The organism is Actinoplanes sp. NPDC049118, assembly GCF_040648555.1.
GTDB lineage: Bacteria > Actinomycetota > Actinomycetes > Mycobacteriales > Micromonosporaceae > Actinoplanes.
On sequence record NZ_JBEZDY010000032.1, the window covers coordinates 42,235 to 69,208 of the forward strand.

Consider the following 26,974-nt stretch of genomic DNA (forward strand, 5'->3'; position numbering starts at 1 on the left):
GCGCCCGACCGCAAGGGGTACGGCCTGCGTCACGCGTCGCCGGATCGTCACAAAGGCCGGTTCAGGACTACAAAGGGTTGCGGCGGTGACTGCGCTGGGTGTCAGATCCAAGGACGGGGACGCAACAGCCAGGGAACACTGAGGGCTGCCCGCCCGGGTCCGGCCGAGTGCCGGGTTCCGGGAGAATGGGCGCCGACCGGCTGCCGACAGGAGGGCGTCGCAGATGACGCAGAAGATCCAGGAGAAAGGGCTCACCGCGGCGGTGGTGACAGAGCCCGGCAGGGTACGCAACGTGGTGCTGGTAGGCCACTCCGGCGCGGGCAAGACGACGCTGATCGAGGCACTGCTCGCCGCGACCGGCACCATCTCGCGCGCGGGCACGGTGGTGGACGGCACCACGGTGACCGACCACGATCCGGCCGCCGTACGCCAGCAGCGGTCGGTCTCGCTCTCGTGCGCGCCGCTGGTGCACGACGGAGTGAAGATCAATCTGCTCGACACGCCCGGCTACGCCGACTTCGTCGGGGAGCTGCGGGCCGGCCTGCGCGCGGCGGACGCCGCCGTCTTCGTGGTGTCGGCGGTCGACGGCGTGGACGAGGCCACGGTCGTGCTCTGGGAGGAGTGCGCGGCGATCGGCATGCCCCGGGCGGTGACGATCACCCGGCTGGACCACCCGCGCGCCGACTACGAGGGCACCCTGCAGGACTGCCAGGAGGCGTTCGGCGAGAACGTCATGCCCATCTACCAGCCCATGCTCGGCGACGACGGCCAGTCCGTCGTGGGCCTGCTCGGGCTGGTCACCCTGCGGGTGCTCGACTACTCGGCCGGCTATCCGCCGCAGGCCCGCGAGGCCGAGCCCGAGCACCTCAACCCGATCAAGGACGACCGCGACCTGCTCATCGAGGGGATCATCGCCGAGAGCGAGGACGAGACCCTGATGGACCGGTACGTGGCGGGCGAGCTGATCAGCACCGACACGCTCGTCCCCGACCTCGAGAAGGCCGTGGCCCGGGGCAACTTCTACCCGGTCATCCCGGTCTGCGCCGCGACCGGGGTCGGGCTCGACGCCCTGTTGGACGGCCTGGTCAGCAGCGCGCCCACGCCGCTCGAGCACGAGTTGCCCGTGGTCACCGGCGTCGACGGCACCCCGCGACCGCCGCTCACCTGCGACCCGGACGGCCCGCTGGTGGCCGAGGTGGTCAAGACGACAATCGACCGGCACGTCGGCCGGGTCTCGCTCGTCCGGGTCTTCTCCGGCACGCTGCACCCCGAGCTGACCGTGCACGTCTCCGGGCACGGGCTGGCCGAGCGCGGCCACGCCGACCACGACGCCGACGAACGCATCGCGCACGTCTACTCCCCGCTCGGCTCCCAGCTGCGCGAGGTGGCGTCCTGCGTGGCCGGCGACATCTGCGCGATCACCAAGTCCGGCAGCGCCGAGACCGGCGACACCATCTCCGGCAAGGACAAGCCGCTGCTGATGGAGCCCTGGACGATGCCCGAGCCGCTGCTGCCGATCGCGGTCGTGGCGAAGTCCCGCTCGGACGAGGACGCCCTGGCCAGAAACCTCGCCCGGCTCGTCGCCGGCGACCCGACGCTGCGCCTGGAACGCAACCAGGACACCCATCAGCTGGTGCTCTGGTGCATGGGCGAGTCGCACGCCGACGTCGTCCTGGACCGGCTCCGCTCGGGCGGCGTCGAGCTGGATACCGAGCCGGTGAAGGTCTCGCTGCGCGAGACCTTCGGCGCGGCGGCGAAGGGCCACGGCCGGCACGTCAAGCAGTCCGGCGGCCACGGCCAGTACGCGGTCTGCTCCATCGAGGTCGAGCCGCTGCCCCGCGGCGCCGGCTTCGAGTTCGTGGACCGGGTGGTTGGCGGCGCGGTGCCGCACAACTACATCCCGTCGGTGGAGAAGGGGGTACGGGCGCAGCTCGAGCGGGGCATCGTGGCCGGCTACCCCGTTGTCGACCTGCGGGTGACGCTGGTGGACGGCAAGGCGCACAGCGTCGACTCCTCCGACGCGGCGTTCCAGACCGCCGGCGCGCTGGCCCTGCGCACCGCGGCCGAGCAGGGCCAGGTCACGCTGCTCGAGCCGGTGGACGAGATCGTGGTGCGGGTGCCGGACACCTACGTCGGCGCCGTGATGAGCGACCTGTCCGGCCGCCGCGGGCGCCCGCTGGGCACCGAGGCCGAGGAGAACGGCGAGCACAGCCTGGTCCGGGCCGAGGTGCCCGCCACCGAGTTGGTCCGCTACGCCGTCGAGCTGCGGGCCCTGACCTCCGGCTCGGGCACCTTCACCCGGGCGTACGCCCGGCACGAGCCGATGCCCGCACACCTGGCCGACGCGGTACGCAAGGAGCACGCCGCAAGGTAGCTCGGACGGCCGGCGCCATCGGGTGGGAAGGCAGCTCGATGGCGTTGGCCGCCTCGTGCAGATCGCCGCCGGGGTCCGCGCGCTGTCCGGCGCACCGGCCGGAACCCCGGGCCCGGGCTAGTCGGCGGCCTCGGCCCAGGACTTGACGAGCAGCGCCCGGGTGTCGCCGAGCAGCTGCGGCAGCACCTTGGTCCGCCCGATGACCGGCATGAAGTTGCCGTCGCCGCCCCAGCGCGGCACCACGTGCTGGTGCAGGTGCGCGGCGATGCCGGCGCCGGCCACCGAGCCCTGGTTCATGCCGAGGTTGAAGCCGTGCGGGCTGCTCGCGTGCCGGATCACCAGCATCGCCCGCCGGGTGAACGCGGCCACCTCGGCGGACTCCGCCCCGGTCAGCTCGGTGTAGTCGGCGACGTGCCGGTACGGGCAGATCAGCAGGTGCCCGGGGTTGTACGGGTAGAGGTTGAGCACCGCGTAGACCAACTCGCCGCGGGCCACCACCAGGCTCTCGCCCTCGGGCAGGCCCGGCGCGACGCAGAACGGGCAGCCCGCCGGCTTCTCGTAGCCGCCCTCGGGGCGGCCCTCACCCGTGATGTAGGCCATCCGGTGCGGCGTCCAGAGACGGTCGAGGCCGTCCGGCTCCCCAGCACGTTCCCCACCGTCGCTCACCCTCCCACCCTAAGGCCTGTCCCGCCGGCGCCGCCCGCGTGCGCGAGACATCGACATGCGTCATAGAGTGGCGGCGATCTATGCGAGGTGGACGACCATGCGTGGAACGCATACTCAGGGACGGCGGGACGTCTCGCCGACGACGCTCGCGGTGGTGGCGCTCGTCGCCTGCGCCGCGGCGGTGGCGATCGGCGTGATCCGGATGCGCGACGACGACGAGGCACCGGCACGCCCGGCCGTCGCCGACGCCGGGCGGCGGCCCTGGCAGCTGACGCTCGACCTCGACCCGACGGCCGGATACCTGGTGACCTCCGGGGTCAGCGACGGCCGGCGGCAGAGCCTGACCGTGCAGGACCTGGCCTTCAGCGGCAGGCAGGACGGCGTCTACGGCGGTGAGGTGACCGCGTTCCCGCCGGGCACCCTCGACGAGGGCCAGTTCAGCGCCGGCGAACGGGTAAACGGCGCGTTCTATCTGCCGGGCTTCGTCTTCCCCGAGCACACCGCCGGCGACGCGAAGCCGTGGCGCACACCGGCGGTGGGCCGGCCGGACCCGTCCGGCCTCTGGGTGGTCGTCTACGCCGACCCGGCCCTCGCCACCGCCGGCGCGGCCGTCGACCGCGCCGGCCTGCTCCGGCTGGCCTCGGCCGCCCGCATCGGGCCGCCCCGCGACCTGCGGATGCCGGTGCGCCTCGGCGCCGGGCTACCGGCGGGACTGCAGCTGACCTATGTGCGCTCCCCCGACCACCAGATCGACCGGCGGCCGTCCGCGATCGGCCTGAGCGCGCCCACCCGCAGGCCGACCGGCGCGGGCGTATACGCCCAGGTGCCGCAGGGGCTGGACCTCACCGTCCTCATCGCACCCCGCGACGCCGAATGGGACCGGCGCCGCGCCACGCTGACGGGTGCGACCCGCAGCGGCGGCCTCGAAGCCTGGTACGACGAGGGCAGGCGGCTCACCGTCCAGGCGGAACGCTGCGTCGTCACGATCGAGGCGACCCTGCCGCGCGCGGAACTGGACCGGCTCGTCGAGCAGATGACCATCGGGGACTGCGCCGACCCGGACTCCTGGATCCCACCGCTGAGCTGACGGGGGCACGGGCGCTGCGCCCGTACCCCCGGTCGCTGCGGTCTGTCAGGCCGCGGACGGCCCGGTGTTGACCCGCGAGCTCACGACCTCGACGACGTGCGCCACGGCCTCGTCCAGCGGCACCCCGTTGCGCTGCGAACCGTCGCGGTAGCGGAACGAGACGGTCCCGCCGTTCACGTCGTCGTCGCCGGCGATCGCCATGAACGGGATCTTCTGCTGCTGCGCGGTGCGGATCTTCTTCTGCATCCGGTCGTCGGAGTAGTCGACCTCCGCGCGGATGCCCTCCTTGCGGAGCCGGGCCACGAACTCGCCCAGGTAGTCGGCGTGGTCGTCGCGGATCGGGATGCCGACCACCTGGACCGGCGCCAGCCAGGCCGGGAACGCACCCGCGTAGTGCTCGGTGAGCACGCCGAAGAAGCGCTCGATCGAGCCGAACAGCGCCCGGTGGATCATGATGGGCCGCTTGCGGGTGCCGTCCGCCGCCGAGTACTCGAGCTCGAAGCGCTCCGGCAGGTTGAAGTCGAGCTGGATTGTCGACATCTGCCAGGTCCGGCCGATCGCGTCCTTGGCCTGCACGCTGATCTTCGGGCCGTAGAACGCCGCGCCGCCCGGGTCCGGCACCAGGTCCAGGCCGGACTCGGTGGCGACCCGGCGCAGGGTCTCGGTGGCGATCTCCCAGTTCTCCTCGGTGCCGACCGACTTCTCCGGGTTGCGGGTGGACAGCTCCAGGTAGAAGTCGTCCAGGCCGTAGTCCTTGAGCAGCTGCAGCACGAAGGTGAGCAGGGAGGTCAGCTCGGCCTCCAGCTGATCCTCACCGCAGAAGATGTGCGCGTCGTCCTGGGTCATGCCGCGCACCCGGGTGAGACCGTGCACGACGCCGGACTTCTCGTAGCGGTAGACGGTGCCGAACTCGAACATGCGCAGCGGCAGCTCGCGGTAGGACCGGCCCCGGGACCGGAAGATCAGGTCGTGGAACGGGCAGTTCATCGGCTTGAGGTAGTAGTTCGCGCCCTCCATCTCCATGGGCGGGAACATGCCGTCCGCGTACCAGTCGAGGTGCCCGGAGGTCTCGAAGAGGTGCCCCTTGGTGATGTGCGGGGTGTTCACGAAGGAGTAGCCGGCCTCCTCGTGCTTGCGCCGCGAGTAGTTCTCCATCTCGCGGCGGATGATGCCGCCCTTCGGGTGGAACACCGGCAGGCCGGAACCCAGCTCCTCGGGGAAGGAGAACAGGTCGAGGTCGGCGCCGAGCTTGCGGTGGTCGCGGCGGGCGGCCTCCTCGAGCAGCTTCTGGTACGCCTTCAGCTCGTCGCGGGTCGGCCACGCGGTGCCGTAGATCCGCTGCAGCTGCGGGTTCTTCTCACTGCCCCGCCAGTACGCGGCCGCGCTGCGCATCAGCTTGAACGCGCCGATCAGCCGGGTGCTGGGCAGGTGCGGGCCGCGGCACAGGTCGCCCCAGACGCGCTTGCCGTCCTTGTCGATGTTGTCGTAGTGGGTCAGCTCGCCGCCGCCGACCTCCATCACCTCGGCGTCGTCCACCTCGCCCTTGATGTCGACGAGCTCCAGCTTGAACGGCTCGTTCGCCAGTTCCATCTTGGCCTCGTCCAGCGAGCCGTACTCGCGGCGGCGGAAGGTCTGGCCGGACTTGACGATCTCCTGCATCCGCTTCTCAAGCTTCGCCAGGTCCTCGGGCACGAACGGCTTGGCCACGTCGAAGTCGTAGTAGAAGCCGTTCTCGATCGGCGGTCCGATGCCGAGCTTCGCCTCCGGGAAGACGTCCTGCACGGCCTGCGCGAGCACGTGCGCGGTCGAGTGGCGCAGCACGTTGAGCCCGTCGGGCGAGTCGAGCGGCACCGGGGTGACCTCGGTGTCCAGCTCCGGCACCCAGTTCAGGTCGCGGAGCCGGCCGGCGGGATCGCGCACGACGACGATCGCCTTCGGGCCCGCGGCGGGCAGGCCGGCGGCGGCCACCGCGTCGGCCGCCGTGGTCCCGGCCGGGACGACTAGGGCGTCGGCCACGGCATGGGTACGGGGTGCAGACACGGTGATTCTCCATTCATTGGAAATGCGGGGTCGACAACGATGCTAGTAGGTCCATTTGCTCACCCTTCGCGCGACGCGGCCACCCATTTCGGCAGCGGCTCGCGTGCGGCCGGCCAGTCCACCGGAATCCCATCGACACCCGCGTACGCGGCCACGACGCCACCGGCCATGGCGGCGGTCGTGTCGACGTCCCCGCCGCCGGTTGCGCAGGCCCGCATGGCGGCGCCGTTGCCGGCCGATCCCTGCCCGTCGAAGGCGGCCGCGGCGGCGACCCGCCACGGTGTGCCCCCGCGGATCCGCCGGAGCATGACCACGGCGCCCGGGCCGTAGCCGCGGTATGCGTCGAAACGGGTACCGAGCAGGCCGGCGAAGCGGTCCCGGTCGAGGTCGAGATCGTCACTGTCGGTCAGGACGGCGACGAGGCAGCAGGCTTCCTCGGTGTCGTCGGTCCGGGGCCACGGCGGCGCGGGCATGCCCCCGGAAATGACTACTCTCCGTGCTTGATCGCTGCCCCTCAATGACGAATTCGGCGTGGCTTGCCAAGGGCAGTACCTTCTTCGCATGGCCACGGTGTTGCTCGTCGAGGACGACCACGTCGTGCGCGGTGCAATGCTCCGATCGCTCGCCGATCGGGGGCACGCCGTGCACGCCGTCGGCACGGCTCTCGACGCCCTGCGCCGGGTCGCCGCGGAGACCCCGGACCTGGTGGTGCTCGACCTGGGCCTGCCCGACCTGGACGGCTCGGACGCGCTGCGGATGCTGCGCGGCATCACCGACATCCCGATCATCATCGCTACGGCGCGTGACGACGAGCAGACGGTCGTACGCCTGCTCCGGGCCGGCGCCGACGACTACATGGTCAAGCCGTTCACCGGCGCACACCTGGACGCGCGCATCACCACGGTGCTGCGCCGCGTCGGCCGGGCCAGCCGGACCACCCAGCCCGCCGTGCACGAGGTCGGCGAGCTGCGGGTGGACATCGGCGAACGCAGCGCCAGCCTGGCGGAGCAGCCGCTGGCACTGACCCGCAAGGAGTTCGACCTGCTGGCTTACCTGGCCGCCCGACCGGGCCGGGTCGTCTCGCGTCGTGAGCTGTTGGAGGAGGTATGGCGACAGCCGTCAGTCGGCGAGGACCAGACGATCGACGTGCATCTGTACTGGCTACGTCGGAAACTGGGCGAGTCCGCGGCGAAGCCTCGCTACCTGCGCACCGTGCGGGGGGTCGGATTCCGGTTGGTGGCGCCGGACTGAGGGCGCGGCTGGCCTACGTCAGCGCCGCCACCACCACCATCGCCGCACTCGCGTTCCTCGTCCCGCTGGGCTGGGAGCTGCGTCAGGACCACCGTGACCAGGCCATCTCCGCCGCCGAGCAGCGCAGCGCCAAGGTCGCGGGCGCGGTCGTCTCCGGCGCGAACAAGAAGGCGCTCGACGCCGCCGTAGCGGGCGCGGGCGGCGGGCTCATCGTGCACGCGCCGGGCGCCACCGGTAACACCCGCGCCGGCGCCGACGACGTCCTCGACGCGGCCAAGGGCACCGAACCCCTCGTGATCGACGTGGACGGCGGCCTGGTGGTGCTCGAGCCCGCCCGGGTCGGCGAGAAGACGTCGGTCGTCGAGGTCTTCGTCAGCGACGACGAGCTGAGCGCGGGCACCGCCCGCGACCTGTGGATCCTGCTCGGCATCATGTTCGGCCTGGTCATCGGCTCGGTGATAGTGGTCGACCGGCTCGCCCGGGGCGCGGTCGCGTCGGTGCGCAACCTGGTCCAGGCGGCGATGGCCGTCGGCGGCGGTGACCTGGGCGTGCGCATCCACCCGTCCGGCCCGCGCGAGCTGGCCGAGGCCGGGTACGCGTTCAACCGAATGGCCGACCGGCTGGTCACGTCGCGCACCAGCGAGCGGGAGCTGGTCGCCGACCTCTCGCACCGGCTGCGGACGCCGCTGACGGTGCTGCGCCTGGACGCCGAGGCGCTGGACCCCGACGACACCCACATCGGCGAGTACTCCGCGGCCGAGCTGGACCGCCGGCGCGGGATACGGCGGATCCGGCAGGCCATCGTCACCCTCGAGGCCGAGGTCGACCAGCTGATCAACACCACCCGGCAGGCCGTCGCCGCCCAGCTCGCCGCGCCCGAGGAGGGCGTCTGCGACGCGAGCGAGGTGGTCCGCGACCGGATGGTCTTCTGGTCGGCGCTCGCCGGCGATCAGGACCGCCAGTACCGGGTGGTCGGCGCCCACCTGCGCATCCCGGTGCCGGTGGCGCGGGCGGAACTGGCCGCGGCGCTCGACGCCGTCCTCGGCAACGTGTTCCGTTACACCCCGCAGGGCACGGCCTTCGAGGTGGGCATCTCCCGTCGTGACGGATGGGTGGCGGTCCGGGTGGACGACGCGGGGCCGGGCATCGACGACCCGGAGAAGGCCCTGCGTCGCGGCGAGAGCGACCAGGGCTCGACCGGCCTCGGCCTGGACATCGCGCGGCGGGCGGCGCAGGCGACCGGCGGCTCGGTGAGCCTCGACCGGGCCGCGATGGGCGGGGCCAGCGTCGTGATGCTGCTGGCCGACGCAGAGGCCTCGCCGAAGCAGGCGAGCCGCTTCGGGCTGGTCGGGCGGCTGGCCCGGGAACGCGATCCGGTGAAGCGTAAGTGGCCGCATCAACGCACGGACGAGACGTGAGAAACGGCCGCGACGCACCGCCCACGCGAAACACCCCGGACGGTACAACAAATGCTTAGATCTGTATTAAAGGCGTTCCCCTGGCGCCCCAGGGCTGGCACGCTCGGTCCCGGTCCCATCCGGCTTTCCGGTCCGCATCCCACGGCACGACCCCACACCCTGGGCCGGAAGGGCCACCCAGCGGTGGGAGGTGGTCACCCCATAACCCCCTCCCACCGCGCCCCCGCAGCACGAGGAGATGGTTTGTCCAGCCACCGACAGTCCGCGCTGCATGGGGAGACGCCGCCGGGCCGCCGGCGTCCGGTCCCCGAGCACGGACGGCGGCGCGCGACACCCCGCCCGCACCGGCTGCTGCCGGTGCTGCTCGGCGTCGCGGTGCTGGGCATCGGCGGGGTGGTCGGGCCGAGCGTCGTCGGCGGCGGCTGGAGCCCGGACGGCGGCGGCGACCGCGAGCGGATCACCTACGCGTCCCTGCCGGACGACGACCCCGGACAGGGCCTGGTCTACGACGGCCTGGTGCCCGCCGGCGCCGACTCGCTCTGCGCGGGCATGTACGAACTCGACGAGGAGACCTGCACGCACGGCCCCGACGCGGCACCGGCCGGGCTCGCGGTGAGCCGGGACGTGCCGCCGGTGACCGTGAAGGCGCCGGAGCCGGAGGAGCCGAAGCGCGAGGCCGCGGCGGTGCCGCCGGACGCCGAGATCGTCCGCGACCAGGGCGGCAGCTCCCTGTCGCCCGGCGCGCCGGCGCTGATCCCGGACGCCGCGCCCGGCGAGGCGGACTTCATCATGGGCACGCACGACGTCGCCTGCGAGGGCGACGGCCGGACCGGCAAGCGGGTGCAGGTGCTCTACCTGCACGAGTTCGGGACGCCGAGCCGCTACACCGACTTCCTCGGCTCGATGCGCACCTGGTCCGCGGGCGTCGACCAGATCTTCGACGCGAGCGCGGCCGAGACCGGCGGCTCCCGGCACGTCCGCTTCGTGACGACACCGCAGTGCCGGGTCGACGTCGCCGAGGTGCAGCTGCCGGAGGCGGCGCTCGAGTCGTTCACCGGCAACATCTCCGCGCTGCAGACGCTCGGCTACAACCGGACCGACCGCAAGTACCTGATCTTCGCGGACACCAACGTGTACTGCGGCATCGGCACGTTCGTCGCCGACAAGCGCCCGGGGCTGGGCAACCGCAACAACGGCGGGCCGTCGTACGGCCGGGTCGACTCGGGCTGCTGGAGCTCTGTGGTGGCCGCACAGCAGACGACCCAGATGCTGGGCGCCCTGCTGCAGGACTCGCCGAACTCCACCGGCGCCGGCAGCTGCACCGACGACCACGACCTGCTCTGCGCCGGCGACCGCTCGGGCACCGCGGTGCGCACGGTCTGCCCGAAGAAGCACGAGAACCGCCTCGACTGCGGTCACGACGACTACTTCAGCACCGACCCGGCGCCGGGCAGCTACCTGGCGAAGAACTGGAACGTCGCGCAGAGCGAGTTCCTGCTGGCCGGCGACGGCGGCGACGACGCCCCCGCCGAGGCGAAGGCACCGCCCGCGAAGCCGGCCGCGACCCCGCGTGCCACGCCGCACACCGGTGCGACGCACGCGCCGGCCCCGGGAGTGCCCGTGCCGGGCGCGAGCGGCGGCGACGCGTCCGACGGCGGCGGCGACGCCCCGCCCGGCGGCCCGGCGGCCCCGGGCCCCGGCCTGCCGGCGCCGACGACGGGCGCGCCCGCCGACGCAACGACCGGCCCGCCCCCGGTGGTCGTCGCCACGGACCCGGCCGCCGCACCGGCGCAGGCGTTCCTGGAGGTACGCGAGCCGACCAGCACCTCCGTCCGGCTCATCTGGGGCGCCGCCGCACCGAAGGCGACGTACGAGGTGGAGGTCGACGGTGTGAAGATCGCGACCACGGTCGCCACCCGGGCCCGGCTGATCGGGCTGCGGCCGGACTCCAAGTACCAGGTGACCATCCGCAGCACGGCGAACGGCTACACCGCCAAGGGCACGGCGCAGTCGGCGCCCGCGGCCCGGCCGGCGGCGAACGCGTGGTTCGTGCTGACGAACTCGCTGACCGGCGGCGCCGCCGACCTTTACGCCGCCCGGACCGCGAACGGCACCCCGGTGGCGCTCGGCGGGGTGGACGGCGACTCACAGCAGCAGTGGCGGCTCGTACCGGCCGGCGGGGGCGGCTACTCCCTGCAGTCGCGGGCCACTGGCAAGTGCGTGGTGCCGCTGGACGGCAACCCGGTGGTGGGTGCGCCGCTCGTGCAGGGCGACTGCGCGAGCGCCGACAGCGGCCGGTGGTCGCTGTTCGCCACGGACCACGGATTCAGCCTGCGTACCACCGTCGGTGACCTGGTCGCCGGCGTGGGCAGCCAGCGCTTCGGCGCCGCCCGGCTGCTCGTCCTGCAGCAGCCGGACAAGGCCCGGCACCAGAGTTGGACGGCGGTTCCCGGCTGAGGTCCGGGCGAGGGGAGTGACGATGCTGGACACGGACGTACGGAGCGACCCGGAACTCGAGCCGGAGGACGACCCGGGCCGGTTCAACCGGCGCCGGGTCGTGCGGGTGGTCACCATCCTGACGCTGGGCATCCTCGCGGTGCTGGCGATCTGGCAGGACCCGCTCTACGCCGACTTCTAGACCGAGCCGGCGTAGCCGTCGATCTCGGCCAGCAGGGCGGACTTGCCGCCGGCCGGGAGGAAGGACGCCTGCACGGCCGCCCGGGCCAGCCCGGCGACCCCGGCCGTGTCGAGGCCCAGCAGCCGGGCGGCGACCGCGTACTCCTCCTCGAGGGTGGTGCCGAACATCGGCGGGTCGTCGGAGTTGATCGTCACCGGGACCCCCGCGGCGACCAGGGCCGGCAAGGGATGCTCGTCGAGGCTCGGCACGGCCCGGGTCCGCACGTTGGAGGTCGGGCAGACCTCCAGCGGCACCTGGTTGTCGGCCAGGTAGGCCATCAGCTCCGGGTCGGCCGCGGCGGAGATGCCGTGCCCGATGCGCTCGGCGCCGAGGTCGCGCAGCGCGGACCAGATCGTCTCCGGCCCGGTGGTCTCCCCCGCGTGCGGGACGCTGTGCAGCCCGGCCGCGCGGGCCTTGTCGAAGTACGGCTTGAACTGCGGCCGCGGCACGCCGACCTCCGGCCCGCCGAGCCCGAAGCTGATCAGCCCGTCGGGCCGTTCCTCGAGCGCGATCCGCAGCGTCTCCTCGGCGGCCGGCAGCCCCGCCTCGCCCGGGATGTCGAAGCACCAGCGCAGGTCGATACCGAAGTCGGCGGCGGCGCTCGTGCGGGCGTCCTCGATGGCCGCGCAGAACTCCGCCGCCGGGATCCCCCGCCGCACGTGCGAGTACGGCGTGATGGTCAGTTCGGCGTACCTGACCTGCTGACGGGCCAGCTCCCGGGCCACCTCGTAGGTCAGCGTCCGGACGTCCTCGTCGTCGCGGATCAGATCGACCACGCTGAGGTAGACCTCGATGAAGTGGCCGAAGTCGCGGAACGCGAAGTAGTCGGCGAGCGCCGCCGGGTCGGCCGGGACCGGGCTGGCACCCTCGTGCCGGGCCGCCAGCTCGGCGACGATGCGCGGCGAGGCGGATCCGACGTGGTGCACGTGCAGCTCGGCCTTGGGCAGCCCGGCGATGAACGAGGTCAGATCGGTCAACTTCTCCCCCAAAAGTCTCACTGTCCTAGGCGATGGTCGCCACCACGAAGATCCGGCGGAACGGGAACGCCACAAGCCCGTTCTGCGCAGGGTATTCGGCCGCCAGCCGGGCGCCGAGCGCGGCACGGAGATCACGCCACCGCGTGTCGTCCAGCGCGGCCTTCACCGGCCGCAGCGCGGTGCCCTCCATCCAGCGCAGGACCGGGTGGTCCGCGCCCGTCTCCGGCAGCAGGTGCACGTAGGTGGTCTCCCAGGCGTCGACGGCCGCGCCCACGCCGGTCAGCAGCGCGGCGTAGCCGCTCGGATCGTCCACCGGCGCCTCCCGCACGATCTCGCCGATCGCCGCCCGGTACTCCTGGCTGCGGGCGATCTCCTGCAGGGCGCGGTGCGACGGGGCGCCGAAGTTGCCGGGCACCTGCATGGCGAACCGGGCGCCGGGCGGCAGCGCCGCGGCCCACCGGCCGATCAGGTCGCGATGCTCGGGCACCCACTGGAGCGCGGCGTTACTGACGACCACGTCGGTGTCCGCGCCGGGCCGCCAGTCGCGCAGATCGGAGACGGCGAACTCCACCGGGGCATCCAGGCCCCGGGCCTTCTCTATCATCTCGGGCGACGAGTCCAGGCCGGTGATCCGGGCGCCCGGCCACCGTGCCGCGAGGGTGGCGGTGAGCTCGCCGGATCCGCAGCCGAGGTCGGTGACGGCCCGTGGCCTCTCGGCGCCGACCCGGGCCAGGAGGTCGAAGAACGGGCGCGAGCGCTCGTTGCCGAAGCGGTGATAGACGGCGGGATCCCACATGAGCGTCTCCAAACCGTACGTACGTCTTTTTTGCACGGTACCACCGGACGGATAGGGTCACGAGGTGGAGAAACGCACCTTCGGCCGGATGGGCCGCACCGTCGGCGTGATCGGGCTCGGCGCCTGGCAACTCGGCGCCGACTGGGGCACCGTCAGCGAGGACGACGCACATGCGACGCTCGCCGCGGCGGTGGACGCCGGCGTCACCTTCATCGACACCGCCGACGTCTACGGCGACGGCCGCAGCGAGCAGGTCATCGGCGAGTTCATCAAGGGCCGGCCACAGCTGACCGTGGCGACCAAGATGGGCCGCCGGGTGCCGCAGGAGCCGGAGAACTACTCGCTCGACAACTTCCGGGCCTGGACCGACCGGTCCCGCGGAAACCTCGGCGTCGACACCCTCGACCTGGTGCAGCTGCACTGCCCGCCGACCCCGGTCTTCTCCACCGGCGCGGTCTACGACGCCCTGGACACGCTGGTGCAGGAGAAGCGCATCGCGGCCTACGGCGTGAGCGTGGAGAGGGTCGACGAGGCCCTCGCGGCGATCGCCCGCCCCGGCACCGCGAGCGTCCAGATCATCCTGAACGCGCTGCGGCTCAAGCCCCTCGAGCGGGTGCTGCCGGCCGCCGCGGCGGCCGGCGTCGGCATCATCGCCCGGGTGCCGCTGGCCAGTGGCCTGCTCTCCGGCCGCTACGACGAGCGGACCACCTTCGGCGCCGACGACCACCGCAACTACAACCGGCACGGCGAGGCCTTCGACGTCGGCGAGACCTTCTCCGGCGTGGACTTCGGCACCGGGCTCGAGGCCGTACGCCGGCTGCGGCCGCACGTGCCGGCGGGCGCGACCATGGCGCAGTTCGCCCTCCGCTGGATCGCCGACCAGGACGGGGTCACGGTGGTCATCCCCGGCGCGCGCAACCCGGAACAGGCGCGCGGCAACGCGTCCGCCGCCGCGCTTGCGCCGCTGGGCACCGAGGCGCACGAGGCGGTCCGGGCGGTCTACGACGAGTTGATCAGGCCGCAGGTCCATGACCGCTGGTGAGGGAGTGCCGATGAAGGGTTGGTCCTGGCTCACCGCGGGCCTGCTCTGCGTCGTGGTGGGCGGGCTCTGGACGGCTCAGGGCCTCGACCTGCTCGGCGGCAGCGTGATGAGCGGCGTCACGGCCTGGGCCGTCATCGGGCCGATAGTCGTCGCCGCCGGGTTCGCGATGATCGTCATCGGCGTCCGGGTCCGCGCGCGGAGCAAGCAGCAACCCTAGGGCGGGTACAGAAAAACCCCGCATCCCCAGGACAGGGATGCGGGGTCACTCAAGCCGATCTCCGCCAGGCGATCGACAGCCGGCGTCGCCGCCGGCAGGTTGGTCTCAGAGCGGGCGAACCTGCTCCGCCTGCGGGCCCTTCTGGCCCTGGGCGATCTCGAACTCGACCCGCTGGTTCTCTTCCAGAGTGCGGTAGCCGCTCGTCTGGATGGCCGAGAAGTGGACGAACACGTCAGCACCCCCGCCGTCGACGGTGATGAAGCCGAAGCCCTTGTCTGCGTTGAACCACTTCACGGTTCCTTGCGCCATGCTGAACTCTCCTTCTGAAAATGCCGGCCCGGTGATGCGGGGCCGATGGTCGTTTTCGAGCAGCGGCACCGCGAGGGGGCGGCTTTTCAGAAGGACGAGCCCCTGAACCACTTACACAAAAACTGGCCACACTGTACCCGAAGAAGCAGTCCGAAGGCTGCCCCTTGGACGAATCGAGTCGGTCCCGGCAAAGCCGGAAAAGGCCTCCGGCAGCGCTCAGACGGGCGCCGGAAGCCTTGACCGAGGTCTATGCGGTGTGCGGACGTCAGCCCGGCCACGGTCTATGCGAGTCGGTACGTCAGTCCGGCCACTCGCCGGTGATGCGACGGATGCCGGCCGCGCCGCCGCGATCGACGAGCGCCTTTACCGTCGCGAAGATCGCACCCTGCAGGGCCGCCGCGGCGACGACCTCGCCCCAGCCCCGATCCTCGTCCGTGGCGTTCGGTGCGTCGTCGTCGCCGGAGGCCAGTCGCCAGACCTCCTTGAAGACGAAGCCCGCCACCGCGCCGGCGGCGACGCCGAGCAGCAGGCCGACCGGCTTGTACGCCACCTTCCGCAGAATGTGACTCACTTGAGCCTCCCGCGCACGATCAGGATGATGCCGACGAGGGCGGCACCCGCCACCAGCGCGGCCGCGAACGGCACCGGGTTGCGCCGCACCTTCTCGGACGCGTCGTGCACCTGCGCCCTTGCCCGCTGCTTGGTCTGCTCGACCTGCTCCTTCGCCCGCGCCTTCACGTCCGCCTTGGCCGCGAGGGCCTGCACCGTCTCGCCGAGATCGGCGCGGGTCTGCCTGATGTCCTCGCGAAGGGCGGCCACATCGGGCCGCCCCCCAGCCGAACCATTCTTATCGCTCATGCCATCGCCTCCGCTGGCGCTCCACCGATGGCATGAGTCTTGGACTGGGCTGATGATTCGCTCGTAAACTCGCTCATGTCCGGCTCCTGGTCTTGATCGCGTGCTTGACCTCGTCGACGTCCGCCTTCGCGCTGGCGATGGCGGCCGACGGCTCCGGCGGGACTGCCTTGGTGACCTGTCGCTTGCCGAGCAGCGCCAGGATGCCCGCCGAGGCGAACAGCACCACGGTGACGATCAGCGCGGCGAGCCACAGCGGCAGGAACAGGTCCAGGACGATGATCAGCGTGGCGAACAGGGCGCCGACGCCGTAGAGCGCGAACGCCGCTCCCCCGCCGAACAGGCCCGCACCGATTCCGGCGTGCTTAGCCTTCTCCGCGAGCTCCGCCTTCGCAAGGGTGATCTCGTCCTTCACCAGACGCGAGATCTGCTCCGTCGCCTGCTGTACCAGTTCCGAGGTGGACTGGTCGGTCACCGGACGGGCCGGGCTACCGTTCAGGACATCGGCCATGGTGTCCTCCTTCCAATGACGGCTGTATGCCCTGCACAGGGCCGGATCAATCCTCGCAACTGAAGTCCAGAATTACTGCCGCATACCGGACGTGGAGGGCCTGGCAGGCTCTTCGGGTCCACCGAAGGTGGCAGCCCGCTCGTCGCCGTCGCCCGCGCCGCTGAAGACCCGGGCGTCGTCGGGGGCGTCCGGACCGGCCGCGGGGCGCCGGCCGGCCTGCATCGGGATCCTGGGTTCGGCGGGCTCGGTGGGCTCCGCGGGCGCCACGTCGGCACGCAGCCGCGGCAGCGAGTCGCGCCGGTGCTCGAACACCCAGGCGACGAGCCGCTCGCGGACCAGGCAGCGCAGGTCCCACAGCGATCCGGCGTCGCCGGCGCTGACCAGGGCCCGCAGCCGGATCATACCGCCGACCGCGTCGGTCACCTGCAGAACGCAGACCCGGCCGTCCCACAACTCGGTGCCCTCGCAGACCGAGCGCAGCTCGGCCCGCATCGGCTCGACCGGAGCGGACCAGTCGACGTCGATCTCGGCGGTACCCAGCACGGCGGAGTCGGTACGGGTCCAGTTCTGGAAGGGCTTGGTGGTGAAGTAGGAGGTGGGCAGGATGAGGCGCCTGTCGTCCCAGATCTGCACGGCGACGTAGGTCAGCGTCATCTCCTCGATGCGGCCCCACTCACCCTCGACGACCACCACGTCGTCGATGCGCACCGCGTCGCTGAAGGCGAGCTGCAGACCGGCGATCAGGTTGCCCAGCGTGCTCTGCGCCGCCAGGGCGGCGACGACGCTGACCAGGCCGGCCGAGGCCAGCAGGCTCACGCCGAGGGCGCGTACCGCCGGGAAGGTCATCAGCATCACGCCGACGGTGACCACCACGATGCCGGCGACGGTGACCCGGCGCAGCATCACCACCTGCGTCTTCAGCCGCCGGGCCCGCAGGTTGTCCGGCACGTCGACCCGCCAGCGCGCCAGCGCGACGTCCTCGAGCACCAGCAGCAGGGCGCCGACGAGCCAGGCGGCCGAGGCGATCACGAGGAGCACCAGGCCGTGCAGCACGAGGTCGCGGCCGGGGAAGTCACCGGCGAAGCCGCGTACGGCCTGCTGCACCGCGAAGACGGTCAGCGTGGCGAGGAAGGGCCGGTGTGCCGTCGCCGCCAGTTCGTTCAGCAGAATCGATCTCCGGCCGAGGCGCTTGACGATCCAGTGCAGGGCCTCGGCGAGGACGATCGCCGAGCCCGCCGCAATGACGACGGCGAGCAGGGCGGTCAGAACGCTGGTCACGAAGTCCCCTCTCCAGGTTCAGGGTCGTTGCCAGCGTTCTACCTTGCCCTGCCCGCCTGTGCGAAGAACGTCATCCGGGGGGATGTCGGGCCTTGGTTTACGTCACACCTTGCGGTATCGCGACTGCGAGAAGCAGTAGACGCCGTACGCCGCGATGCCCAGCGCCACCAGGCCGAGCAGCCACGGCCCGTACGGCTGGCCGGCGAGCAGCTTGAGCGCGGCGTCGAGCCCGCGCGCCTTCTCCGGGTCGTAGGTGACCGCGGCGGCCACGATCAGGCCGCCGGCGATCGTGTAGGCGACGCCCTTGGCGGAGTAGCCGGCGACGCCGAGCCGCCGGGTCGTCCTGCGCACGGTGGTGTTCATCTGCTGGGTGTTGAGGTGCTTCTCGAACTTCCCGGTGACGCCGTAGACCACCAGGCCGATGCCGATGGCGGCGACCGCGACGCCGATGAGGCCGACGAGGAGGCGGCCACCGGAGCCGTCCATCATGGTCGACGCGTTCTGCTGCTGGCTGTCGCCGGTGGAGGCGTTCGCGCCCTGCAGCACCTTGATGCCGATCCAGGCGAAGTAGAGGTACAGCACCGCCCGGAAACCGGAGACGACCCGCTCGGCGACCGCCGACCTGCCCCGCATGCCGCTCTCCCCGATCGCGGCCTCGAAGGCCTGCCAGACGGCGAGGCCGATCATGCCGACGACGGAGACGATCACGAGGAACCTGCCGAACGGCTGTGCGGCGAGGTGCTGGATCGCGCCGGACTGGTCGCTCTCGGCCGAGCTGCCGAAGGCGACCTGCAGGGCGAGCCAGGCGAAGAGCAGGTGGATGACGCCGTACATGACGAAGCCACCACGGGCGAGAAGCTCGAGCGGCTTGCTGTCGGCGGCGCGTGAGGCCGTTCCGCGGACGTGTTCGGTGGCAGACATGCGGCCTTGTTTGACCCGTGACGCGATTGTTGAAACCTGTCACCCGTGCCACGCCTGCTCTACTGGCGCGCCACCACGAAGCTGATGTTGTCGGCGTTGATGCTGTCCAGCGAGACCTGGAGGCCGCCGACGTCCACGGCCTGCTGTCCCTTGCTGAGCTGGATCTGCTCCCCGGCCACCTCGAGGGTCACCGTGTTGGAGTCGGCGCTGACGAACTTGGCGTCCACGCCGAGGACGCTGGCGCTCGCGCTGGTGCTGCGCTCGAGCGTGACGGTGCACTGGTCGAGGCCGCAGCTGACGTTGTCGCTGCTGCATCCGGCCAGCAACGTCAGTCCGAGGGCTGCGGAGGTGAACAGGGCGGCCAGACGGCGTGCTGCGGGTTTCGTCACGACATCAAGAGTACGTGCCGCCCGCCATCCGCCTGGCTCACGCCGCGAGCGCCTGCCTCGACGGGTGCGGGACCGCGGCGCCGGCGATGATCTCGGCGGCCGCCTGGCCGCAGGCCCGGGTGGCCCCGTAGGTCGCCACGTGCACGCCGCCGCTGATCGCGACCGGCACGCCCATCTCCACGACGACCGCGTCCGGGCGCACGGCGAGGGTGTGCTCGAGCGCGGAGGCGATCCACCGGTGCCGGTGCGCGTCCCGCACGACGAGCACCAGCGGGCGCGCGCCCGCTCCCGCCAGGATCAGTGCCGCCACGTCGGCGACGCCCGCCAGGTCTTCGGCGCTCAGCCGGACCGAGGTCGTGCCCGGCAGCAGCGTGCTCAGCGGCGCACCCACGCCCCACGGCGTCTCGGCGCCGATGGCGATGTTGCGCTCCGGCGCGAACTCGACCACGTGCGGCGGGCAGGTCAGCGGCAGTTCGGGGGCCGTCGCGGCGGCGGTGACCCGGACCGCCCGGCGGGCGGCGGCCTGGCCGACGGCCGAGCCGCCGATGACCGCCACCTCGTGTGCCTCGGAGCCGGCGGCGTCGGCGACGGCGCGGGCGCCGATCGCGGTCTGCGTCCGCTGCGTCCAGCCGGCCAGCCTGCGTACCCGGGCGGCGGCGTCACGCAGCCGCGCCTCGGGCAGCTCGCCGCTGCGCACGGCGGCGACGATCGCGTCACGCAGCCGGACCGCGGTGTGCTCGTCGGCGTGGTCACCGCCCACGCAGATGGCGTCGGCGCCGGCGGCCAGGGCCCGCACGGTGGCGCCCTCGAGGCCGAAGGTGCGGCGCACGCCCTGCATCTCGATGCCGTCGGTGACGATCAGCCCCTCGAAGCCCAGCTCCTCGCGGAGCAGCCCGGTGAGGATGCGCCGGCTCAGCGTCGCGGGCAGGTCCGGGTCGTACGCGGGCACCAGCAGGTGGCCGGTCATCACCGACTGCACGCCGGCGGCGATGGCCGCCCTGAACGGCACGAGTTCGACCTCGGCGAGCCGCTCGCGGCTGCGGTCGATCAGCGGTACGTCGTGGTGCGAGTCGACGGCGGTGTCGCCGTGCCCGGGGAAGTGCTTGGCGCAGGCGGCGACGCCGGACTCCTGCAGGCCGCGGATCCACGCCGCGCCGTGCCGGGCGACGAGGTCGGGCTCGGCGCCGAACGCCCGTACCCCGATGATCGGATTGTCCGGGTTGCTGTTGACGTCGGTGTCCGGCGCGTAGTCGAGCGTGATGCCCGCGTGGGCCAGCTCGAGGCCCAGGTCCCGGGCGACGGCGCTGGTCAGCTCGGTGTCGTCGATCGCGCCCAGGCCCAGGTTGCCGGGGCGGGAGCTGCCGTGTCGCGACTCGAAGCGGGTGACGTCGCCGGCCTCCTCGTCGATGGCGACGATGACGTCCGGGCGCTCGGCCCGCAGCTGCGCGGTCAGGGCGGCGACCTGCGCCGGGGTCTCGACGTTGCGGGCGAAGAGCGCGACGCCGCCCAGCCCTTCGCCGAGCCAGCGGCGCACCCAGTCGGGCGCCGTGGTACCGACGAACCCGGGCTGAAGAACCGTCGCGGCCAGATCTGGCAGTTCGCCATGATTCGGCATAAGTCCGCGTACCTCCGGTGACGACGAATACGCGCTCAGCGAGCACGTCCCCCAACGTGATCGACCGGACCGTCATTGGGCGCGGCGACGACTTATGGTCACCCACTTCCCGGCTTTAGTCAACAAACCTTTCTATTAAGCCCACTTAAAGTGTTCGGCCGGTAGCTCGTCTCGGTAGGCTTCGATGCGTGCACACCGATGCGTTCCCCCCGGCCCTGGCGGCCTCTTCAGTGGACTGGTCCGAGGTGCACGCCGTGCGCCTGCTGGGCGTCGCACTGGGGGCATTGATCCTGTTCTGGGCGATCCGCCGGATGTTCGGGGGCAAGTAGCCGGGATCCGCCGGGCGGACGACCCGCGTTTGCCTGTCGCACCCGTGGGGCACAATGGCCGCTCGATGAAGCTACCCATCTATGGCCCACGCCTGCGCAGGGTCGCCCGCCGGCACTTCGGCTGGCCCTCCCTGCGCCCCGGCCAGTTCAAGCCCATGCGGGCCGTGCTGCGCCGCCGCGACGCCCTCGTCGTGCTGCCCACCGGTGCCGGCAAGTCGGCGATCTATCAGATCCCGGCGGTCCTGCTGCCCGGGCCGACGGTGGTGATCTCGCCGCTGCTCGCCCTGCAGCAGGACCAGATCGCCGCGCTCAACGAGCGCGCCGACCCCAAGGTCCGCGCGGTCCGGGTCAGCTCCGCCGAGACCCCCCGCCAGCGGCACGAGGCGATCCGGGAGGTCGCCGAGGGCCGGGCGGAATTCCTCTTCATCACCCCGGAGCAGCTCAGCAACCCGGAGTGGATGGCCGAGGTGCGGGCGCTGCGCCCCGGCCTGGTCGCGATCGACGAGGCGCACTGCATCTCCGCCTGGGGCCACGACTTCCGGCCCGACTACCTGTCGCTCGGGCACCTGATCAAGGGCATCGGCCGCCCGCCCGTGCTGGCGCTGACCGCGACGGCGTCGCCGCCGGTGCGCGACGACATCATCGCCCGGCTGGACCTGCACCGGCCCGAGATCCACGTCTCGGGCCTGGACCGGCGCAACCTCTTCCTCGAGGTGGCCTACTGCCCCGACGAGGACTACCGCTGGCGCCGGCTCACCGCGCTGCTCGACTCCTCGCCGCGCCCCGGCATCATCTACGTCGCCACCCGCCGCGCCGCCGAGGAACTGGCCGAGCGCCTCACCGTCGCCGGCTACCGCGCGGACTTCTACCACGGCGGCATGGCCGCGGGCGCCCGCCAGCAGCGGCACGAGGACTTCACCGCCGACAAGGTCGACATCATGGTCGCCACGTCGGCGTTCGGCATGGGCATCGACAAGGCGAACATCCGCTGGGTGGCACACGTCGCCCTGCCGGACTCCCCGGACAGCTACTTCCAGGAGATCGGCCGGATGGGCCGCGACGGCGCGCCGGGCCGCGCGCTGCTGCTCTGGCGCGCCGAGGACGAGGCGATCCAGCGGTTCTTCAACGGCGGCGGCCCCGACCCGGTGGAGCTCCGCGAGCTGGCCGCCGCGCTGCGCGCCGGCCCGGCCACCAAGTCGGCCCTGCGAGAGAAGACCGGCCTCGGCGCCCGCCGGCTCGGCTCGCTGCTGGGCCTGCTCGAGCAGGTCGGCGCCGCCGTCGCCGGAAACGGCAACAAGTGGACCGTCCCGGTCTTCGCGCCGCTGCCGGCCGCCGCGGCCGAGGCCGCCGTCGCGGAATACGAGCGGCAGCAGGTCGTGCAGCGCTCCCGCAACGACATGATGCGCGCCTTCGCGCAGAGCAACGCGTGCCGCTCACAGACCCTGCTGGCCTACTTCGGCGAGGACCTCGCACAGCGCTGCGGGCACTGCGACAACTGCGCCGGCGGCGCGGCGGCGCAGACCGCGCAGGAGTCCGGTGACGAGCCGTTCGCCGTGCACAGCACGGTCCGGCACACCGAGTGGGGTTCCGGCATGGTGATGGGCTACGAGGCGGAGCGCATGACGGTGCTCTTCGAGACCGTCGGCTACAAGACCCTCTCCGTCCCGGTCGTCACCGAGCAGCAGCTACTCACCTCCGGGTAGTGCACACGGGACTCGGGGGTTCCGTCCCGCGCCCACTGGGTACCGTCAGCTGTCTCAACCGCTCGGTGCCGGCACGGGGAGAGTGACCGCCGGTCGCCCGGGAAGAAAGAAGCGAGGATCAGTGACGGACGCACCGCAGTACGCCGAGTTCGGCTTCACCGATGCCGAGTGGGGCCTGCTCGTGGGCCTGCCGCAGGCGGTACTGACCGCCGCGAGCGTGGCCACCCATGACAGCGCGCGCAAGACCCGCGCCGAGACGGCCGCCGGGCTCGACCGGATCTCCGACGGCCGCATCTCGGCCAGCCCTCTGGTCACCACGATCACCGCGGCCGTCCTGGAGCAGACCGGCGACCCGGACCGCGGCGAGGAGCTGCCGGCGATCGAGCCGGCCGACCCGGTGGGCTACGCGCAGGACGTGCTCGACCGCGCCGCGCAGGCGGCGGCCCTGCTGGCCAACACGACCGCGGCGGTGGACGCCGAGACGTACAAGCACTGGCTGGTGGAGATCGCGGAGAGCGTGGTCGGTGCGGCGACGACCGGCGGCGTGCTCGGCCTCGGCGGCGACGTCGTGACCGAGGACGAGCGCACCTTCCGCGACGAGCTGGCGAAGGCCCTGGCGGGCTGACACCCGCGATGCGGCCGCGCCGGCGCCCAGGGCACCGGCGCGGTCACGCGTCACCGTCGCCGCGGCCTGCGCTCAGACGCGGAACCCGGCGACCAGGGTCTGCAGCGAGCGGCTCAACTCGTCGAGCTCGCCGGCCGCGCGCCGGGACTCGTCGACCGAGGCGGTCGTGTCGCGGGCGGCGTCGGCCACGCTGCCGATGTTCACGGCGATCTGCTCGGACGCGGCGGCGGCGTCGCCGACGCTGCGGTTCATCTCGTTGGTCGTCGCGGTCTGCTCCTCGACCGCCGAGGCGATCGTGGTCTGGTAGTCGCTGATTCGGGTGATGACCTCGGTGACGTCGGCGATGGCGGCGACGGCGCTGGCGGTGTCGGCCTGGATCGCCTCGACCCGCCGGGAGATGTCCTCGGTCGCCCGCGCGGTCTCCTGCGCCAGGTCCTTGACCTCGCCGGCGACGACGGCGAAGCCCTTGCCGGCCTCGCCGGCCCGGGCGGCCTCGATGGTGGCGTTGAGGGCCAGCAGGTTGGTCTGCTCGGCGATGTTGGTGATGGCCTTGACGACGTCGCCGATCATGCGGCTGGATTCGCCGAGGCGGGACACCGTGTCGGTGGTGGTCTGGACCGTGTAGACGGCGGTGGCCGCGACGGTGGCCGCCTCGTGGGCGTTGTGCGAGATCTCGCTGATCGAGGCGCCCATCTCACCGGCACCGGCCGCGACGGTCTGCACGTTGAGGGAGACCTCCTGCGCGGCGCCGGCGACGACGTTCGCCTGCGCCGAGGACTCCGCCGCGCCCTTGGCGATCTGCCCGGACAGGCCACCGATGCGGCGGCTGGTGTCCGCGAGCCCCTCGGCGCTGTGCGTCAGCTCGGTGATGACGTTGCTGATCGACGCCAGGGCCGCGTTCGCCGACCGGCCCATCTGGCCGACCTCGTCGGTGGAGGTCACGTTCACCCGCCGGGTCAGGTCTCCGTCGGCCACCGCGGCGAGCACGGTCGCGGCGTCGTCGAGCGGCCGGGTGATGCTGCGGGTGATCCGCCAGGCGACCAGGGCCGCGACGGCGGCCGCCAGCAGGCAGCCGAGCACCATCGTGGTCAGGAAGCCGTCGGCGATGTCGCGGGCCTGCGCCGTCGCGGCCTGCTGCGTGCCGTCGAGGTCGTTGACCGCGGTCAGCCCCGCGCCGATCCTGTTGACCTGGGAGACCCCGACCGCGGTGAGCGCGACCATGCAGAGGATCACCACGAGGAAGCCGGCACCGAGCCTGTGTCCGACCTTGAGGTTCGAGAACTTCACCTGATCACCATTCGACAGCGGGTAGCAGGCCCGAGGTGGGCCTGAAGGATCAGGTCGGCCGGTACGGGGTGCACGTGAGGGTTTTCCGGGACTGCCGCACCCCGCGCGGGTGAGATGCTCGGAACATGGTGGTGGACGAGTCCGCGTGGGCCCGGCCGTCGGCGGCGCTGCGGCCCTATGTCGCGCACTATGCGGGCTGGCGCCAGGTCGGCGTGCCGTCCGTCACACACCGCGGTCTGCCCTCGCCCTACCTGACGCTGGTCCTGACCCTCGACGACCCGCTCGTCGTGCGGGCCCACCCCGACCGGCGGCAGACGCCGGGGCGCTACGACGCGCTCGTCGGCGGCCTGCATCTGACCCCGGCCCTGATCGCACACGGCGGCCGGCAGTCCGGCGTGCAGGTCGCCGTGCATCCGCTGGGGTGCCGCGCCCTCTTCGGCCTGCCCGCGGGCGAGCTGGCGGGCCTCGACCTCGAGCTGGCGGACGTGCTGGGGGCGCTCAGTGCCGAGGAGGTACGCGAGCGGTTGCGGGCGGCACCGCACTGGCCGGGCCGGTTCGCGGCGCTGGACGCCGCGCTGCTCGCGCTCGCCCGCCGCGCCGCCGCCGAGGTTCATCCCGACGTGATACACGCCTTCGGGCGGCTGCTGGCGACCGGCGGCAACCTGCCGGTGCGGGAACTCGCCGGCGAGGTCGGCTGGAGCCCCCGCCATCTCACCGACCGGTTCCGGGTCGAGACCGGGCTGGGGCTCAAGGAGGCCGCCCGGGTCGTCCGCTTCGACCGGGCCCGGCGGCGGCTCACCCCGCGGACCCGGCTCGCCGACCTCGCCGCCGACGCCGGCTACTACGACCAGGCACACCTGAACCGTGAGTTCCGGGCGATGGCCGGCTGCTCGCCGTCGCGATGGCTGGCCGACGAGTTCACATTCGTCCAAGACCGGCCGGGCCGGCGCGACGAGGATGGGTCACATGGCTGAGACGAAGACGGCGCCCCCTCCCCAGGTGTGGCCCACGCTGCGGGCCCGCGACGCGCGCGCCCTGATCCGGTTCCTGGTCGACGCGTTCGGCTTCACCGAGACCGCCGTGCACGGCGAGGGCGACCGGGTGCACCACGCCGAGCTGGCCTGGCCGCTCGGCGGCGGCATCATGCTCGGCTCGCACCGCGACGACCCGGACGACCCGTGGGCGCTGCAACCCGGCACCTTCGGCGCCTACGTGGTCACCGACGACCCGGACGGGCTGCACGACCGGGCGCGCAAGTGCGGGGCGACGATCATCAAGGCGCCGGCGGACACCGACTACGGCTCGCGGGACTTCGCCGCACGCGACCCGGAGGGCAACCTGTGGTCGTTCGGGACCTACCGGGGCGAGCCCCGCTAGGCCACCGCCTCCGCACCCTCGCCGGAACGGCGACCGGCGACGGTCGCGTACACCGAGCCCAGCTGGGAGGCGACGCGCTTCCACGAGTACGCCTGCCGGGCCCGGTCCAGCGCCGCCGTCGCGTACGCGAATCGCCGGACCTTGTCGTTGACCAGCCGCCGCAGGGCACCGCCCAGCGCGCGGGGGTCGCGGGCCGGCACCAGGTCCCCGGTGAGGCCGTCGACGACGGTCTCGTTGAGCCCGCCGACCGCGGTGCCGATCACCGGCAGGCCGCAGGCCATCGCCTCCAGCGGGGCCAGCTCGAACTGCTCCTGCCAGGGCGCCGCCACCAGCAGGTCGGCGGAGCGGTACCAGCGCGGCATCTCGGCGCCCGGCACGCCGCCGACGAGGCGGACCCGGTCGGCGACCCGGAAGTGCTCGGCGATGGCGCGCAACCGCTTGGCCTGTGGGTCCGCGGCGAGCTGCTCGGCGCACGGGCCGCCGACGACGACGTACTCGGCGCCGGGCACGTAGCGCATAGCCTGGATGACGTCGCCGAAGCCCTTGCGCTCGACCAGCCGCCCGACGGACAGGATGCGGGGCCGCTCCGGGTCACGCTCGGCGGCCGGCCCCTCGGGGGTGAAGCGTTCGCTGTCGACGCCCGCGGGTACCACGGTGAGCCGGGTCCGGGGTACGCCGATGCGCACCAGCCCGCGCGCCTCGTCCTGGCTCTGTGCCACCACCCGGTCGACGGCGCGGCCGAGGGCGCGCTCGTAGCCGTTGCGCGACGGCCCGTCGTGTGCGGCCTCGGCGACGCCGAGCTCGTGGAACGACTGCACGACCGGGATGCCGACCCGCCGGGCCGCGGTGACCGCGGCCAGGCCGCTGGTCCAGAAGTGCGCGTGCGCGACCTCGGGTACCCAGCCGGTCCCCCGCCATTCGGTACGCAGCCACTCCGCGAAATCGCCCATGTGCGACAGCAGCCGCTCCGCCGGCAGCACCCGCGCCGGGCCGGCGGGCACGTGCACGACGTGCACGCCCTCGCCCAGCTTCACGATCGCGGGCAGGCCCGGATCGTCGCGGCGGGTGTACACCCGCACGTCATGGCCGGCGGCGGCCAGCGCGGTGGAAAGGTCGGCGACGTGACGCTGCTGCGCGCCGGTGTCGCCGGTGGGCAGCGGGCTCGCCTGCTCGGAGATCATGGCGATGCGCACAGGGTCCTCCTCCGACAGCTTGGTTCCGGGAGAAGAC

General features: G+C 72.6%; 27 protein-coding genes and 1 pseudogene. 13 read left to right on the top strand and 15 right to left on the bottom strand.

All coding sequences use genetic code 11. The features are described 5' to 3' along the window. Nucleotides 1–223: 223 nt before the first annotated feature. On the top strand, nt 224–2,374 hold the full coding sequence (locus AB0B58_RS35920; RefSeq protein WP_360233450.1) for an elongation factor G-like protein EF-G2: 2,151 nt from the start codon (nt 224–226) through the stop codon (nt 2,372–2,374). Between the two features lie 117 nt (nt 2,375–2,491). Here AB0B58_RS35920 and AB0B58_RS35925 read toward each other — a convergent pair whose 3' ends face one another. After that, the gene (locus AB0B58_RS35925) at nt 2,492–2,974 is read right to left on the bottom strand and encodes an HIT domain-containing protein (RefSeq protein WP_360233604.1); all 483 of its coding nucleotides are present in this window, start codon (nt 2,972–2,974) and stop codon (nt 2,492–2,494) included. A gap of 163 nt (nt 2,975–3,137) precedes the next feature. On the opposite strand from AB0B58_RS35925, the gene AB0B58_RS35930 reads away from it, so the two are divergent. After that, on the top strand, nt 3,138–4,127 hold the full coding sequence (locus tag AB0B58_RS35930) for a hypothetical protein (protein ID WP_360233453.1): 990 nt from the start codon (nt 3,138–3,140) through the stop codon (nt 4,125–4,127). Nucleotides 4,128–4,172: 45 nt separating this feature from the next. On the opposite strand, the gene thrS is transcribed toward AB0B58_RS35930, so the two are convergent. Together thrS and AB0B58_RS35940 are read right to left on the bottom strand one after the other, a co-directional pair. Next, a complete protein-coding gene (gene thrS / locus AB0B58_RS35935) occupies nt 4,173–6,167 on the bottom strand; it encodes a threonine--tRNA ligase (RefSeq protein ID WP_360233456.1) in 1,995 nt (664 codons plus the stop codon). A gap of 59 nt (nt 6,168–6,226) precedes the next feature. After that, nucleotides 6,227–6,640 (bottom strand): annotated as a pseudogene (locus AB0B58_RS35940) (ADP-ribosylglycohydrolase family protein); the annotation flags it as partial. An 88-nt stretch (nt 6,641–6,728) separates the two neighbouring features. On the opposite strand from AB0B58_RS35940, the gene AB0B58_RS35945 reads away from it, so the two are divergent. The 4 genes from AB0B58_RS35945 to AB0B58_RS35960 all read left to right on the top strand — a co-directional run bounded on the left by AB0B58_RS35945 (nt 6,729) and on the right by AB0B58_RS35960 (nt 11,474). Next, a complete protein-coding gene (locus AB0B58_RS35945; RefSeq protein ID WP_360233459.1) occupies nt 6,729–7,418 on the top strand; it encodes a response regulator transcription factor in 690 nt (229 codons plus the stop codon). A 104-nt stretch (nt 7,419–7,522) separates the two neighbouring features. Next, entirely contained in the window at nt 7,523–8,836 is a 1,314-nt protein-coding gene (locus tag AB0B58_RS35950; protein ID WP_360233607.1) for a HAMP domain-containing sensor histidine kinase, read from the top strand. A 243-nt stretch (nt 8,837–9,079) separates the two neighbouring features. After that, complete coding sequence (locus AB0B58_RS35955) at nt 9,080–11,293, top strand: RICIN domain-containing protein (RefSeq protein ID WP_360233462.1); 2,214 nt, start codon at nt 9,080–9,082, stop codon at nt 11,291–11,293. 22 nt (nt 11,294–11,315) lie between these two features. Further along, on the top strand, nt 11,316–11,474 hold the full coding sequence (locus AB0B58_RS35960; protein WP_360233465.1) for a hypothetical protein: 159 nt from the start codon (nt 11,316–11,318) through the stop codon (nt 11,472–11,474). On the opposite strand, the gene AB0B58_RS35965 is transcribed toward AB0B58_RS35960, so the two are convergent. Both AB0B58_RS35965 and AB0B58_RS35970 read right to left on the bottom strand, forming a co-directional pair. Beyond that, nucleotides 11,471–12,490, bottom strand: a complete 1,020-nt coding sequence (locus AB0B58_RS35965; protein ID WP_360233610.1) for an adenosine deaminase — start codon at nt 12,488–12,490, stop codon at nt 11,471–11,473. The two genes, AB0B58_RS35960 and AB0B58_RS35965, sit on opposite strands and share 4 nt — an antisense overlap. Nucleotides 12,491–12,515: 25 nt before the next feature. Further along, nucleotides 12,516–13,286, bottom strand: coding sequence for a trans-aconitate 2-methyltransferase (locus AB0B58_RS35970; protein WP_360233468.1), 771 nt, complete (start codon nt 13,284–13,286; stop codon nt 12,516–12,518). Between the two features lie 64 nt (nt 13,287–13,350). Here AB0B58_RS35970 and AB0B58_RS35975 point away from each other — a divergent pair, with 64 nt between their 5' ends. Next, the gene (locus tag AB0B58_RS35975) at nt 13,351–14,328 is read left to right on the top strand and encodes an aldo/keto reductase (protein ID WP_360233471.1); all 978 of its coding nucleotides are present in this window, start codon (nt 13,351–13,353) and stop codon (nt 14,326–14,328) included. A 10-nt stretch (nt 14,329–14,338) separates the two neighbouring features. Continuing rightward, on the top strand, nt 14,339–14,545 hold the full coding sequence (locus AB0B58_RS35980) for a hypothetical protein (protein WP_360233474.1): 207 nt from the start codon (nt 14,339–14,341) through the stop codon (nt 14,543–14,545). A 105-nt stretch (nt 14,546–14,650) separates the two neighbouring features. On the opposite strand, the gene AB0B58_RS35985 is transcribed toward AB0B58_RS35980, so the two are convergent. The 8 genes from AB0B58_RS35985 to AB0B58_RS36020 form a co-directional block, all read right to left on the bottom strand. Continuing rightward, the gene (locus AB0B58_RS35985; RefSeq protein WP_011905669.1) at nt 14,651–14,854 is read right to left on the bottom strand and encodes a cold-shock protein; all 204 of its coding nucleotides are present in this window, start codon (nt 14,852–14,854) and stop codon (nt 14,651–14,653) included. Nucleotides 14,855–15,152: 298 nt separating this feature from the next. Further along, nucleotides 15,153–15,425, bottom strand: a complete 273-nt coding sequence (locus tag AB0B58_RS35990) for a DUF4235 domain-containing protein (RefSeq protein WP_360233477.1) — start codon at nt 15,423–15,425, stop codon at nt 15,153–15,155. Continuing rightward, nucleotides 15,422–15,712, bottom strand: coding sequence for a DUF3618 domain-containing protein (locus AB0B58_RS35995; protein WP_360233480.1), 291 nt, complete (start codon nt 15,710–15,712; stop codon nt 15,422–15,424). Before AB0B58_RS35995 ends, AB0B58_RS35990 begins: the two co-directional genes overlap by 4 nt. A gap of 73 nt (nt 15,713–15,785) precedes the next feature. Further along, on the bottom strand, nt 15,786–16,220 hold the full coding sequence (locus AB0B58_RS36000) for a phage holin family protein (RefSeq protein ID WP_360233483.1): 435 nt from the start codon (nt 16,218–16,220) through the stop codon (nt 15,786–15,788). 72 nt (nt 16,221–16,292) lie between these two features. After that, a complete protein-coding gene (locus AB0B58_RS36005) occupies nt 16,293–17,498 on the bottom strand; it encodes a mechanosensitive ion channel domain-containing protein (RefSeq protein WP_360233486.1) in 1,206 nt (401 codons plus the stop codon). 102 nt (nt 17,499–17,600) lie between these two features. Continuing rightward, nucleotides 17,601–18,419 carry a DUF1206 domain-containing protein gene (locus tag AB0B58_RS36010; RefSeq protein ID WP_360233489.1) on the bottom strand — a complete coding sequence of 273 codons (819 nt, stop codon included), beginning with the start codon at nt 18,417–18,419 and terminating at the stop codon, nt 17,601–17,603. A 59-nt stretch (nt 18,420–18,478) separates the two neighbouring features. Beyond that, a complete protein-coding gene (locus tag AB0B58_RS36015; RefSeq protein WP_360233492.1) occupies nt 18,479–18,808 on the bottom strand; it encodes a hypothetical protein in 330 nt (109 codons plus the stop codon). A gap of 37 nt (nt 18,809–18,845) precedes the next feature. Continuing rightward, nucleotides 18,846–20,423 (bottom strand): glycoside hydrolase family 3 N-terminal domain-containing protein, encoded by a 1,578-nt coding sequence (locus tag AB0B58_RS36020; protein WP_360233494.1) that lies wholly within the window; start codon nt 20,421–20,423, stop codon nt 18,846–18,848. A gap of 188 nt (nt 20,424–20,611) precedes the next feature. On the opposite strand from AB0B58_RS36020, the gene AB0B58_RS36025 reads away from it, so the two are divergent. From AB0B58_RS36025 to AB0B58_RS36035, 3 genes are all read left to right on the top strand, one after another. Next, nucleotides 20,612–20,752: a hypothetical protein gene (locus tag AB0B58_RS36025; protein ID WP_360233497.1), complete on the top strand. Its 141-nt coding sequence runs from the start codon at nt 20,612–20,614 to the stop codon at nt 20,750–20,752. A 65-nt stretch (nt 20,753–20,817) separates the two neighbouring features. Then, complete coding sequence (locus AB0B58_RS36030) at nt 20,818–22,455, top strand: RecQ family ATP-dependent DNA helicase (protein WP_360233500.1); 1,638 nt, start codon at nt 20,818–20,820, stop codon at nt 22,453–22,455. Nucleotides 22,456–22,576: 121 nt separating this feature from the next. Continuing rightward, nucleotides 22,577–23,080, top strand: coding sequence for a hypothetical protein (locus AB0B58_RS36035; RefSeq protein ID WP_360233503.1), 504 nt, complete (start codon nt 22,577–22,579; stop codon nt 23,078–23,080). Nucleotides 23,081–23,152: 72 nt separating this feature from the next. Here AB0B58_RS36035 and AB0B58_RS36040 read toward each other — a convergent pair whose 3' ends face one another. Then, a complete protein-coding gene (locus AB0B58_RS36040; protein WP_360233506.1) occupies nt 23,153–24,367 on the bottom strand; it encodes a methyl-accepting chemotaxis protein in 1,215 nt (404 codons plus the stop codon). A gap of 125 nt (nt 24,368–24,492) precedes the next feature. Here AB0B58_RS36040 and AB0B58_RS36045 point away from each other — a divergent pair, with 125 nt between their 5' ends. Further along, complete coding sequence (locus AB0B58_RS36045; protein WP_360233509.1) at nt 24,493–25,341, top strand: helix-turn-helix domain-containing protein; 849 nt, start codon at nt 24,493–24,495, stop codon at nt 25,339–25,341. Further along, nucleotides 25,334–25,744, top strand: coding sequence for a VOC family protein (locus tag AB0B58_RS36050; protein ID WP_360233512.1), 411 nt, complete (start codon nt 25,334–25,336; stop codon nt 25,742–25,744). Before AB0B58_RS36045 ends, AB0B58_RS36050 begins: the two co-directional genes overlap by 8 nt. On the opposite strand, the gene AB0B58_RS36055 is transcribed toward AB0B58_RS36050, so the two are convergent. Beyond that, a complete protein-coding gene (locus AB0B58_RS36055) occupies nt 25,741–26,937 on the bottom strand; it encodes a glycosyltransferase (protein ID WP_360233515.1) in 1,197 nt (398 codons plus the stop codon). The two genes, AB0B58_RS36050 and AB0B58_RS36055, sit on opposite strands and share 4 nt — an antisense overlap. Between the last annotated feature and the right edge of the window lie 37 nt (nt 26,938–26,974).